This window comes from Paenibacillus alkaliterrae, from assembly GCF_021532375.1.
Lineage (GTDB): Bacteria > Bacillota > Bacilli > Paenibacillales > Paenibacillaceae > Pristimantibacillus > Pristimantibacillus alkaliterrae.
Genome location: NZ_JAKGAP010000008.1, coordinates 100,617 through 112,729, shown reverse-complemented (window position 1 = coordinate 112,729; position 12,113 = coordinate 100,617). Strand labels below are relative to the sequence as shown.

Sequence of the window (12,113 nt, the reverse complement as noted above, 5' to 3'; positions counted from 1 at the left end):
TCCATTATTTATATTCCTTCTGAAGCTGCTGCATTTGCTCGAGGCCTTTGGCCGCCCATCGCTGCAAGCGGTCAAGCGCCTCTATTTCCGCCGCTGCGGCAGCCTTCAGAGATTCGCTGTAATCGGGTACTTTACCTAGATAACGACTGATATCCCTGATGGGAACCGTCGTTTTCTCCGTATAGCTTAGCGCCCGTCTCTCATGAAACATAGGCACATCCGGATTATACGGGTTGTGCAGGTCTCCTTGCTCGGGGTGCTTAAGGACAGCAAGCACCTTAACGAGCGCACGGGGGCTGTTATACTCTACGAGCTCGCCTACATATTGACCTGAGCGAACCTCCGCTTTAACCAAATCTCCAATTTGAAACGTTTGATTCGTATCGTTAACCTTTCTTTGCTCCATTTCTTCTCATCCTCACTTTTTTTTCAATAAATATGTACATGTAAAATATATGTAAATATAGTTGACTCCAGGGATTCATATGATGATAATGTGCACATCTGCTTCTAAGGATAAAATAACCACTATATGAATAGCAACCCTCATGGATTAAACTTGTGTTAGACGCACTTGCATCGTAATATGGAATTAGAAAAGTAGGTGGAATGAATGCGTAAGAAAAGAGTGCTTCTGCTCTCTGAAGGCTTTGGCTCCGGTCATACACAGGCTGCCTATGCGCTTGCTGTCGGATTAAAGCAGCTATGTCCAGATATTCAGACCCGCGTCATCGAGCTTGGAAAATTTCTTAACCCGGTGCTTGGTCCGTGGATCATATCCGCTTATCGCAAAACCGTAAGCAAACAGCCGAAGATGGTCGGTCTTATTTACCGAAGCAATTATAAAAAATCTCTTAACCGCTTTACCCAGCTTGCGCTTCATCGTATGTTTTATACCCAAACGTCACAGGTAATATCCCAGCTTAAGCCGGAATTAATCGTATGTACTCATTTTGTGCCCAATGCCGTCGTCGCAAGGCTTAAGCGCTTAGGTTTGGATATGCCGCTATACACGCTCATCACCGATTACGACGCGCACGGTTCATGGGTTAACAAGGAGGTTAATAAGTACTTAGTCTCCTCGGCGCTCGTAAAGGACAGATTGGTGGAGAAGGGCGTTACTCCGGATCGCATTGAGGTAACGGGCATTCCCGTTCACCCGAATTTCTGGCATACATACGAGAAAGAAGAAATGCGGCAGCAATTTGCTTTAAAGCCTATGCCTACCGTACTCGTCATGGGCGGCGGCTGGGGGATCATGTATGAAGACAATGCGCTTGAATATATGACCAAATGGCGCGAAAGCACACAGCTTATCTACTGCGTCGGATCTAACGAGAAGATGAAGGAAAAGATGCTCGAAGATCCGCTCTTTCAGCATCCCAACATCCGTATACTCGGGTTCACCCGCGAGGTGAACAAGCTTATGGACGTATCGGATCTGCTGGTCACAAAGCCGGGGGGCATGACCTGCACCGAGGGAATGAGCAAGGGAATACCGATGCTGTTCTATGAGCCGATTCCCGGTCAAGAGGAAGAGAATTGCGAATACTTCATTAACAACGGCTTTGGCGAAATGCTGGATTCGAACGATACCGTCGACCGATGGTTTTCGCTCATTCACGATGCTTACGCCTCAGGACAATTCAGGGACAGCCTGCTAACTAAAAGAAACCAACAATATGACCCGATGAGCTGCCCGAAAGCCGTCCTGCAGTTCATGCAGTGACGGCTTTCTTTTCAAAAATAAAGAAGCATAATTTGTGTACTCTTATCCAAATAGTATAGAAAATGAAGGGAGCTGTTTTTGATGAGATCACAGATGGCGGACGGTAAAACGATTATATTAAGGCTGGAAATCGATACGACTCTCGCCCAGTTTGGACGAGCAGCTACCGCGATCGAGCAAGCAAAAGGCGATATCATCGCCATTGACGTCATACATACGGACAAAAACAAAAGTGTTCGCGACCTAACCGTCAAAATTGCGGAGCAAGGCGCTGCCGAACGGCTCACGAACGCTCTGCGCTCCTTGCCTGGCATCAGGCTGCTCCATATTTCCGACCGAACGTTTCTGCTCCATCTCGGAGGCAAAATCACGATTCAGCCAAAAACGCCTATACAAAACCGCGATGACTTGTCGCGCGTCTATACGCCGGAGGTCGCCAGAGTTTGTCAAGCGATTCACGAGGAACCCTCAAAGGCGTATACGCTAACGATCAAAAGAAATATGGTCGCCGTCGTTTCGGACGGCAGCGCCGTACTCGGTCTTGGTAACATCGGCCCTTACGCGGCCATGCCCGTAATGGAAGGCAAGGCCATGCTGTTCAAGCAATTCGCCGACGTGGATGCCTTCCCTATATGCTTGGATACGCAGGATACCGAGCAAATTATTGCGGCAGTGAAAAATATCGCGCCAGCCTTTGGCGGCATTAATCTGGAGGATATTTCGGCGCCTCGCTGCTTCGAAATTGAGCAGAGACTCAGACAGGAGCTCGATATCCCCGTCTTTCACGACGATCAGCACGGAACGGCTGTCGTGCTGTATGCCGGCCTGCTCAATGCGCTCAAGCTTACAGGCCGCAACTTAAAAGAGGCACGCATCGTTGTATGCGGCATTGGCGCTGCGGGCACCGCTTGCACGAAAATGCTGCTCGCAGGCGGCGCGCAGCATATCGTAGGCGTTGACCGCGCGGGCATACTGTCCGCCGAGCGCAGCTACGACAATCCGATGTGGCAGTGGTATGCGGATCATACGAATCCGCAGCGCCTCAGCGGAGACTTAGCCGAAGCGCTGGCAGGCGCCGACGTATTTATTGGCGTTTCCGCCGGCGGCATATTGACTCGCGCTCACATCGAGTCCATGGCGAAGGAACCGATCGTATTCGCAATGGCTAATCCGGAACCGGAGATCAGACCCGAGCTCGCCGAGGACATCGTTGCCGTCTTTGCGACAGGCAGGTCTGACTATCCGAACCAAATTAATAACGTCCTCTGCTTTCCCGGCATTTTTCGCGGAGCGCTTGATAGCCGCGCCACCACGATCAATGAAGAAATGAAGCTGGCTGCCGCCGAAGCCATCGCATCGGTCATAAGTGACGATGAGCTAAATCGCTTGTACATCGTACCCAGCGTCTTCAACACTCGCGTGGTCGAGGAGGTCCGCCGCCGCGTTATCCATGCCGCCCAGCAAAGCGGCGTCTCCCGCCGCCAGATTCGGGAGTAAATCGCAGCCATATTTCACACGCCGCTTGTTTACGGGTTGATCCCGAAACGAAGCGGCGTTTTTATTTTTGAGCGTTAGTCATTTGCGTAAAAGACATGACACCTATCATCTTTTTAACCGTATTAAATATGATATAATAATTATCGTCAGTTAAAGAAAAAGGAGCCATGTAATGTTTCAAGCTGTAGTAGATTTTTTAAAGGACTTTGGACCTTTGGGATTGTTCATTCATTCCTTTTTCGATGCTATTATATTTCCGATCCCGGCTTTCTTCCTCCAAGTGTCATTAAGCATTCTCAACCCGGCTGCAGCATTATGGCTGGCAACCGTCGGATATATTGCCTGTCTGTTAGGAACTCCGGTCGGTTATTACCTTGGAAAAATAATGGGCAAATCGGTCCTCTATAAGTTTCTGAAAAAAGAATGGATCGATGCGGCTACTGAAAAATTCCAAAAAAATGGCGAGGCTGCCATTCTAATCGGATCGTTCACGCCTATTCCTTTTAAAGTATTTACGATTTTATCCGGGTGCTTGAATTTCCCGTTATGGCGTTTGATCGGCTATGCGGCTATAGGGCGGGGCCTCAAGTTTTACGTGGTTGGACTATTGTTTTACTTTTATGGGCGAGCTGCCGAGAGCATGGTCAAGGATGTTTCCTTATACATCTTCGTCGGCGCAGTACCGATCGTGATCGTATTTCTGTTCCTTCGCAAGCGATACCGCAAGAAGAAAGAGCTGGCTGCCAAGCAAGCGGAAATAAAAGCACAGGATGAAGCGATTCAAATTAGCTCTTAGCCTATCAACGAAAAGGCCGGTTAGGGAATTTCCCTAACCGGCCTTTTTTGATCTAATCTATAATGCGCTTCCGCCATATAAGAAGCGGTATTCCCAGTGCGTCCCTTCGATGCTGCTGATCGTAACGCCTCCGCTTTCTTTGGAATACGTGTGAAGAATCTTGCCGTCTCCCAAATAAATACCGTCATGCGTAATTGTTGCCGTGCTTTTGTTCACTCCGCTGTACGAGGATGCTTTCGTGCCTTTGTAAGACATAAAGAAAATCAAATCCCCGCGCTCGAGCTGACGCCAGTCCGTCTTTACATCGCCTTTGTCCTTTACATATTGGCCCTGCTGGCGCGAGTCTGCTGGGAGCTTAAGACCAACGCCATCAATAAAGGCTTGTCTTACGAAGTCAGAGCAGTCAAACGTCGTCGTCGTATTGCGGCTGGATCCATACTCATACGGCGTACCCAGATATTTCATGCCTGCCGCGATCACTCTTTCAACGGCTTCCGATGACGATGCTCCGGGACTCGTTACGGCTCCGCCTCCCGAATTGCCGCTGCCTCCTGAGTTATTTGTTCCTCCTGAGATTGTACCCGTTACATCTAAATAAGAGGATTGCGTGCTTACATAACCGCGAACGCCATTAGCGTCTTGAACCTCATACCAGTACTTGTTCGTCTTGGAAAGCACGGTAACCTGCTCTCCTTTTTTTAAGAAACGAATACGTTGACCTGATGCAGATGCAGCTTTCCGAAACGAGACGGATGCTTTAACGATTGCATTCCCCGATTGGACAGCGCTGCTTGGCGGACTTTCGATTGAGATATATTTCGATGAGGCGGATATGTAGCCTGTTCTTCCGGAAGAGTCACTAACCTTGTACCAATATGAATTTACCTTGTCCACAACTGAAACCTGTTCGCCCTTCTTCAAGGTGCGGATGACCGACGCCGACGCTGATGGCGATGTGCGAAAATTTACGCCTGTTTGCACTTCTGCTGATTGTGCTGCCAAAGCCGCCGGAACGGAAATCGAACTAAACAATAATGCTGCCGTTAACGTTGCTGTTGCCATCCTTTGTTTCATGGTGTAATTCAAAAAGCACGCCTCCTTGGTGTGTAAACAGTGTTGGTGTAACGGTTCTGGTACCATTGTAAGTTCGGCGGAATTGACAAGCATCGTCCATATTTCCTATTTACCGATTAGGCGAAATTGGGAACAGAGGCATATTCATCCCTTGTAAAAAAAATAAAAAAAGGCATTTCCGTCACGGAGATGCCTTTCAACCTATTCCAGCCCAAATCGTTGCCTGCATTTGGATTCGTTTGTAGTTTGTACCTCTAAAAAAAGGGTCAAATGCCTCATTTAATAAATTAAGTCTTTAGACCCTTATATTTCCCTGCCAACTTCCGTTGGTAACAATTACCGATTGAAATCATTGCTTTTCGGCTGCATTCAGTAACATATTTTCTACGATCTCATGCGGCTCGACATGGACATGGACGCTCATAATATTATGTTTTCGCCCCATCCGATGCTCTATCTCATCGCTAATGCGATGACTTTCGATTAGAGTAAGCTCCGGATCAACCTGGACGATTACATCGACCAATACATGATTGCCGTGTACGCGGGCCTTAATGTCCTTAATCGTCTTGACGCCCTTCGTCTTGGCGATTGTAGTACGCAAGCTGGATAATTCATTCTCGTCAAAACCATCCGTCAGGGCATGCGTCGAGCTATAAAAAATTTCCCAAGCCGTTTTACAAATAATCGCACCGACCGCCAGAGCGGCCACTGGATCCAGCCATGGCAATCCGAATTGCGCGCCAATAATACCGATGGCCGCTCCCGTACTGACAAGCGCATCCGATAAATTATCTTTGGAAGCAGCGAGTAAAGCTTGATTATTGATACGAAGAGCTAATTTGCGATTATAAATATACACGCCGGCCATACATGCCGCCGCAAACAGCGCAACCCACGCCGACGCTAGGTTCGGGACTGTATGTTCCGCAGCGAATAACGATTTTACCGCACTGATGAGCACTTGAATACCAACAGTCGCCATAATGAAAGAAGCAATTAATGCGGCAATCGTCTCCGCGCGAAAATGACCGTAAGGATGATCCTTGTCCGGCGGCTTTTGCGATATGCGAAGTCCTATCAATACCGCTGCAGATGCTACAATATCGGTGAGATTGTTAAAGCCGTCCGCTACGAGAGCCCCTGACGCAAACCAGTAGCCGGCGACAAGCTTGATCGCGGACAGCGTCAAATAGGCTGTGATACTGACCCAGGCACCCTTCTCGCCTTGTTTAATCTCTTCATACTGATTCAGTTTCAATACCCTCCCAAGCTTAAAAACTTAACTATTTTTTTGCAGCTAAATTATATAACGGTATCATAACCGAACGAAACCGTGTGGGTCTAGAGAAACAGTGTTGACCAGGTGCGCACTTTTATGCACGAATGCAACAATTTTCTATGGCTTTTGCTTGCATTCGAACAGCTTATCCGCGACGTTTTTGACATGCAATGTCAAAAAAAACATCCGCCCGTAAGGTTTTCCCTACAGGCGGATGCTTCTGTTTCATGAGACTTATACGGCGTACATTCGCTCGCGAAGCGCCTTAACCTCGGCGCTTTCAAGATATTCGTCGTAGGTCATCATCCGGTCGATTACGCCGTTTGGCGTAATTTCAACGATGCGGTTAGCGATCGTCTGGACGAACTGATGGTCATGCGACGTGAACAGTATGGTGCAATCCGTATCGATAAGGCCATTGTTCAATGCCGTAATGGACTCCAAATCCAAGTGGTTCGTCGGTTCATCCAGAATGAAAACGTTCGCGCCTTCAAGCATCATCTTCGACAGCATGCAGCGTACCTTCTCGCCGCCGGACAATACGCTTGCTTTCTTCATCGCATCATCGCCGGAGAACAGCATGCGGCCCAAGAAACCGCGAATGAACGTCTCATCCGGATCCTTCGAGTATTGACGAAGCCATTCCACCAGGTTCAAATCTACCCCCTCGAAATAGGGAGAGTTGTCCTTAGGGAAATATGCCTGCGTTGTCGTTACTCCCCATGAGTAGCTGCCTGCATCCGCTTCAGTCTCACCCACGAGCAGTTGGAACAATAATGTCTTAGGCAAGCTGTTCGGACCAACGAAAGCAACCTTATCGCCTTTGTTAATGGCAATTGTCAGGTTATCGATCAATTTCTCTCCATCGATCGATTTCGTCAAGCCGTCAACCAGCAGCAGCTGCTTGCCCGCTTCACGCTCCCCTTTGAAAAGAATGAACGGGTATTTACGGTTTGAAGGACGAATATCGTCAAGCGAAATTTTGTCGAGCAATTTCTGACGCGATGTTGCTTGCTTCGCCTTCGACTTATTCGCACTGAAACGTTGAATAAACGCTTGAAGCTCTTTGATCTTGTCTTCCTTCTTCTTGTTCTCGCCGCGTTGAAGCTGCAAGGCAAGCTGGCTCGACTCATACCAGAAGTCATAGTTACCTACGTACATTTGGATTTTGCCGAAGTCAATATCCGCAATATGGGTACATACCGTGTTCAGGAAGTGCCTGTCATGGCTGACCACGACGACTGTGCCTTTATAATCGGCCAGGAAATCCTCCAGCCAGCGGATCGATTCGATGTCCAAATGGTTGGTAGGCTCATCGAGCAGCAGGATGTTCGGGGAACCGAACAAAGCTTGAGCAAGCAAGACGCGAACCTTCTCGTTACCGTCAAGCTCAGACATCTTCTTGCTATGCATATCCGGCGTAATGCCGAGACCGTTCAGCATCTCCGATGCTTCAGACTCCGCTTCCCAGCCGTTCATATCGGCGAATTCCGCTTCCAGCTCGCCTGCGCGCATGCCGTCTTCATCCGTGAAGTCCGCTTTCGCATAAAGAGCGTCCTTCTCCTTCATGACTTCATACAGCTTCTTGTGACCCATCATAACGGTCTCGAGTACGAGGAAATCATCGTATTCGTAATGGTTCTGCTTCAATACCGCGAGACGCTCGCCCGGCGTGATATGCACTTCTCCGTGCGATTGCTCGACTTCACCGGACAATATTTTCAAAAATGTAGATTTGCCCGCGCCGTTGGCGCCGATCAAACCGTAACAGTTGCCAGGCGTAAATTTAATGGTTACATCTTCAAATAGCGCCCGTTTTCCATAACGGAGCGTTATGCCGCTCGTACTAATCATTCGTTATATCCCGTCCTTCACTACAAAATCGCGTAATCTCGAACTATTATACCACAGTATGCTCGGAAACCGTACCTTCTTTTGCCTTCGGGCGAACGTTCCTGTTCATTCGCCAAACCGTTCAGGCACCAGACTTCGTATAGTCAGCAATAGACATACGATTCCTTTTTTCATAAAATCCCCTTTCTTTTGAAAAAAGAAAAAACCTCTCTAAAGCGATGCGAATGATGTCATCACCTAAGAGGAGGCTTTCAAATTTAGTTCGGTTCATCATAGATAGCACTGCTGCGTTAATCCCATTTCAGCTTGACTTCGTTGCCCGTTCGGGAGGATTCGTAAATGGCATCGAGAATGCGGTTGTTTGTGTACCCGGAAAGGGCCGATGTGATTGGTTGCTTGCCTTCGCGTATACACTCTGCGAAATGTCGGCTCATCAAGATGCGGTCCTCCTCTCCTTCAAGAGGAGTAATGTCGCTCTCGACTACCTCATCGTCCGTATGCGTAACGTATTTGCCGTTGTTGCCTACGATCGCAACGCCGCCCTGCGTCCCCATCAAATGAATGAAAGGCTCCTCCGGCAGGAACGCCGAATGCGCTGCCCAGCTTACTTCAAGAGACAAGGTCGCGCCGTTATCCAGCTTAATCAATGCGGAAGCAAGGTCCTCGACATCGTAATAGCCGTCCCAGTTCGGTGTTCCCCAGCTTCCGATGCCTTGACGGTTCGGGCCGAACTCTGCGTAGGTCGATCCATACACGGATACCGGTTTCGGATTGCCCATGAGATACAGAGACAAGTCGAGCATGTGAACGCCAATATCAATGAGCGGACCGCCGCCGGCTTGATCCTTTCGCGTAAACCAGGAGCCCCAGCCGGGTATACCCTTTTTGCGGAACCAGCCTGCTTTTGCGTTATAGATTTGACCGACATCTCCGTTATCAATGTGCTGCTTCAAGGCCCTGCTTAGTCCCGTCCAGCGCATTTGATGCGACATCATCAGCACTTTGCCCGATTTTTCCGCTTCCTCCACGATCATCCTTGCAGCTTCGGAATCGATAGCCATCGGTTTCTCGAGCAGTACATGCTTGCCTTTCTTAAGCGCCTCAATGGCCAACGCCGCATGAAATTGATTCGGTACGCAGATTACCACGGCATCAATCAACGAATCCTCAAGCAGAGCTTGCGGACTCGTATGAACCGTCTGAATGTGATGCTCTTGCGCGCGCTGCTCGGCAAGCGGCAAATAAACGTCTGCCACTGCAGCCAGCTCTATGTCCTCTACATTGTTGAACGTCTGCATGTGTACGTTGCCAATCGCCCCGGCACCAATAATACCAAGTCGTATGTTAGTCTGACTCATTGCAAATTCCTCCTAAGGGTCTTGAAGTAAACCTTCTTCGTAACTTCGGCCCGCATTTGTCCGCGTTTCTCATTTCCCTGCGAGTCGCCAGGTTTTCCCGAGCGGCAGGATGACAAGCCGCTGCGTCTCGATGGTACGTTTGACCCGGTCCTCCTCCAGTCGGTCCAGCGCCTCACGCGGCGTATCGTCGGCAAGCTTAAATGTGCCGTAATGCATTGGCACGAACCATTTCGCCTCTGTATCTTCAAAGGCTTGGAGTGCCTGCTCCGGGGTCGTATGCTGCGGTCCCATGAACCATTCCGGTTCATAGGCGCCAATCGGAAGCAGCGCGACGTCGATCGGAAAACGGCGTCCGATTTCCTTAAATCCTTGAAAATATCCGCTGTCACCGGCAAAGTAAATCGTTGGCGATTCCGCGACGTATGGGTGTTCAAGCTCCCTTTTCTTATCCGCAGACATTTCGATTGGAGCATTATCCCGATTAGGATGCTTTATTTTTCCGCCAACATGGCCAACCAGTTTACCGCTTCTTGACGTCGATTGCTCCATAACAAAGCCGCCCCAGTGCGAGCTGTTCGTATCCCACGGATTTCGCCGCGTAGAATGCTGGGAGGGAACGAAGCTGAATTTGACCCCGTGAATGTTGATGGATTCCCACCAATGCAGCTCCTTGATGTTAATAAAACCTTTCTTGCGCAGCTTCGAGCCTAAGCCCGCGGGCACGAGCAGCTGTCTCGGACCAACAAGTCTCCGCAGCGAATTTACACTTAAATGGTCATAATGAGAATGAGATATGAGCACGACATCAATTGGAGGTACGTCCTCTATCGGGATTCCCGGCGGCGTCAGCCTTTTCTGAAAAGCCATTTGACTCGACCAGACAGGGTCTGTAATTATATTCAAGCCGCCAAGCTGAATCAAAAAGGTGGAGTGACCGACCCATGTAACAGATGGCAGTCTGCGGTTATTTTCTAAATAAACGATATCAGGCCGAACGCTGGGGACGGTAAAGGAATAATCCTTCATTTTCAGCCTGCGAATGCGCTCTTGCCGCCATCTCTTGAATTGCTTCAACGATGTATGCTGCTCAATCGGATCGATATTGGCAAATCGTTTTAACCTCAACCGTCCATTCCTCCCTCGATATTCGCTTTTATTAACTAAGATACCAAGCCGAAGGCGTGAAAAGCAAGTCAATCACTCCCATGCTGGGCCGCTTCGTTCGCATACTTGAATAAAATCAGTTAAACTAAGTGTTACATGTTTACACCTAACATTACGCTTTCGAAACAGAATTTGTGACACGCTGGAATAACGCTGGTGTCGTGATCCATAATTACAGGAGGATTCCTTATGAAACTCATATCGATAGAACCTACGCCGAGTCCTAATTCCATGAAGCTGAACGTTGACGAGACGCTTCCTCGCGGACGAAGACTAACCTATAAAGCAGGAGAAGCCGTCGATGCGCCTGAGCTCCTGCAGCAGCTGCTGCAAATTAAAGGCGTCCGCAGCTTATTCCGCACGACTGACTTTATCGCGCTGGACCGCAAGCCTGGAGCTGACTGGGCAGCTATTCTTGCTGAGGCAGGGCAATTGCTGCAACGGGATGCGATGGATGACGGTCAGGCCGACGGTGATAAGGGACCTGCCGCTAGTTATGGCGAAGCGCAGGTGCTCGTCCAAATGTATAGAGGCATTCCCATGCAGGTACGCGTCCGCATGGGAGACAGCGAAGTTCGTTCGGCGCTTCCGCAGCAGTTTGGGGATGCCGTGACTGAGGCTGCCGGCTCGGGCATGATCCGCGAGCGCAAGCTGGAGGAGTTCGGCGTTCGATACGGCGAGCCCGACGAAATCGCGGCTGAGATCGTTCGCGAGCTAGAAGCCTCGTATACTAGAGAGCGGCTGGCCGCGCTGGTTTCCGCTGCCATTGCACAAGGGACGGAAGTCATTGAGAATGTCGCGGGGCTTGCCGTGAGGCCTGCACCTTTGTCACTTGAGGAAGCGCTGACGCAATTCGCCTCTGCGGATTGGCAGGTTCGTTATGCCGCATTGGAGCGTTATGTATCGTCGATCGAAGGTATTCCCCTTCTCGAAGTGGCACTGAAAGACGAGAATAGCTCGATCCGAAGGCTGGCCGTCATCTATTTGGGCGACCTCCGATCGCCCGAAGCGCTGCCGCATTTGTTTACGGCGCTGCGTGATTCGTCTACTTCCGTAAGACGGACGGCAGGCGATACGCTTTCCGATCTAGGCGATCCGGCAGCTATCGGGCCAATGATTGAAGCGCTTCGCGATAAGAACAAGCTCGTTCGCTGGCGCGCAGCCCGATTCCTGTACGAGGCTGGCGACGAGTCGGCTGTTGAAGCGCTTCGCGAGGCCGCCAAGGACTCCGAGTTTGAAATCCAGCTGCAGGCCCAGATGGCGCTGGAGCGCATCGAGCGCGGCGAGGAAGCAGCCGGATCAGTATGGCAGCAAATGACCGCTGCGCGCAAGGATGAGCAATGATGACATTCCAAGAGG

General features: G+C 49.8%; 10 protein-coding genes. 4 read left to right on the top strand and 6 right to left on the bottom strand.

Going from position 1 to position 12,113, the window contains the following annotated elements:
* Nucleotides 1-4 precede the first annotated feature (4 nt).
* Nucleotides 5-406, bottom strand: a complete 402-nt coding sequence (gene kapB / locus L1N85_RS04920; protein ID WP_235235507.1) for a kinase-associated lipoprotein B — start codon at nt 404-406, stop codon at nt 5-7.
* A 207-nt stretch (nt 407-613) separates the two neighbouring features.
* Between kapB and L1N85_RS04915 the strand changes: the two genes are divergently transcribed.
* The 3 genes from L1N85_RS04915 (at nt 614) to L1N85_RS04905 (ending at nt 4,022) form a co-directional block, all read left to right on the top strand.
* Nucleotides 614-1,729, top strand: a complete 1,116-nt coding sequence (locus tag L1N85_RS04915) for an MGDG synthase family glycosyltransferase (RefSeq protein WP_235235505.1) — start codon at nt 614-616, stop codon at nt 1,727-1,729.
* A gap of 81 nt (nt 1,730-1,810) precedes the next feature.
* Nucleotides 1,811-3,226: an NAD-dependent malic enzyme gene (locus tag L1N85_RS04910; RefSeq protein ID WP_235235503.1), complete on the top strand. Its 1,416-nt coding sequence runs from the start codon at nt 1,811-1,813 to the stop codon at nt 3,224-3,226.
* Nucleotides 3,227-3,398: 172 nt separating this feature from the next.
* Complete coding sequence (locus tag L1N85_RS04905; protein ID WP_235235501.1) at nt 3,399-4,022, top strand: YqaA family protein; 624 nt, start codon at nt 3,399-3,401, stop codon at nt 4,020-4,022.
* A 57-nt stretch (nt 4,023-4,079) separates the two neighbouring features.
* Here the strand turns inward: L1N85_RS04905 and L1N85_RS04900 are convergent, their stop codons facing one another.
* From L1N85_RS04900 to L1N85_RS04880, 5 genes are all read right to left on the bottom strand, one after another.
* A complete protein-coding gene (locus L1N85_RS04900) occupies nt 4,080-5,096 on the bottom strand; it encodes a C40 family peptidase (protein ID WP_235235554.1) in 1,017 nt (338 codons plus the stop codon).
* Between the two features lie 349 nt (nt 5,097-5,445).
* On the bottom strand, nt 5,446-6,351 hold the full coding sequence (locus tag L1N85_RS04895; RefSeq protein ID WP_235235552.1) for a cation diffusion facilitator family transporter: 906 nt from the start codon (nt 6,349-6,351) through the stop codon (nt 5,446-5,448).
* A gap of 261 nt (nt 6,352-6,612) precedes the next feature.
* Nucleotides 6,613-8,232, bottom strand: a complete 1,620-nt coding sequence (locus L1N85_RS04890) for an ABC-F family ATP-binding cassette domain-containing protein (RefSeq protein WP_235235499.1) — start codon at nt 8,230-8,232, stop codon at nt 6,613-6,615.
* A 290-nt stretch (nt 8,233-8,522) separates the two neighbouring features.
* A complete protein-coding gene (locus L1N85_RS04885) occupies nt 8,523-9,590 on the bottom strand; it encodes a Gfo/Idh/MocA family protein (RefSeq protein ID WP_235235490.1) in 1,068 nt (355 codons plus the stop codon).
* Between the two features lie 69 nt (nt 9,591-9,659).
* Nucleotides 9,660-10,715 carry an MBL fold metallo-hydrolase gene (locus L1N85_RS04880; protein ID WP_235235489.1) on the bottom strand — a complete coding sequence of 352 codons (1,056 nt, stop codon included), beginning with the start codon at nt 10,713-10,715 and terminating at the stop codon, nt 9,660-9,662.
* Nucleotides 10,716-10,943: 228 nt separating this feature from the next.
* On the opposite strand from L1N85_RS04880, the gene L1N85_RS04875 reads away from it, so the two are divergent.
* Nucleotides 10,944-12,098: a virulence factor gene (locus tag L1N85_RS04875; RefSeq protein WP_235235487.1), complete on the top strand. Its 1,155-nt coding sequence runs from the start codon at nt 10,944-10,946 to the stop codon at nt 12,096-12,098.
* The last annotated feature ends 15 nt before the right edge of the window (nt 12,099-12,113 follow it).

What these genes read in the sequence shown, in the direction of transcription:
- L1N85_RS04890 (WP_235235499.1), bottom strand. Translation starts at nt 8,232, where the DNA reads ATGATTAGTACGAGCGGCATAACGCTCCGTTATGGAAAACGGGCGCTA.
- kapB (WP_235235507.1), bottom strand. Translation starts at nt 406, where the DNA reads ATGGAGCAAAGAAAGGTTAACGATACGAATCAAACGTTTCAAATTGGA.
- L1N85_RS04915 (WP_235235505.1), top strand. Translation starts at nt 614, where the DNA reads ATGCGTAAGAAAAGAGTGCTTCTGCTCTCTGAAGGCTTTGGCTCCGGT.
- L1N85_RS04875 (WP_235235487.1), top strand. Translation starts at nt 10,944, where the DNA reads ATGAAACTCATATCGATAGAACCTACGCCGAGTCCTAATTCCATGAAG.
- L1N85_RS04905 (WP_235235501.1), top strand. Translation starts at nt 3,399, where the DNA reads ATGTTTCAAGCTGTAGTAGATTTTTTAAAGGACTTTGGACCTTTGGGA.
- L1N85_RS04910 (WP_235235503.1), top strand. Translation starts at nt 1,811, where the DNA reads ATGAGATCACAGATGGCGGACGGTAAAACGATTATATTAAGGCTGGAA.
- L1N85_RS04885 (WP_235235490.1), bottom strand. Translation starts at nt 9,590, where the DNA reads ATGAGTCAGACTAACATACGACTTGGTATTATTGGTGCCGGGGCGATT.
- L1N85_RS04900 (WP_235235554.1), bottom strand. Translation starts at nt 5,096, where the DNA reads ATGAAACAAAGGATGGCAACAGCAACGTTAACGGCAGCATTATTGTTT.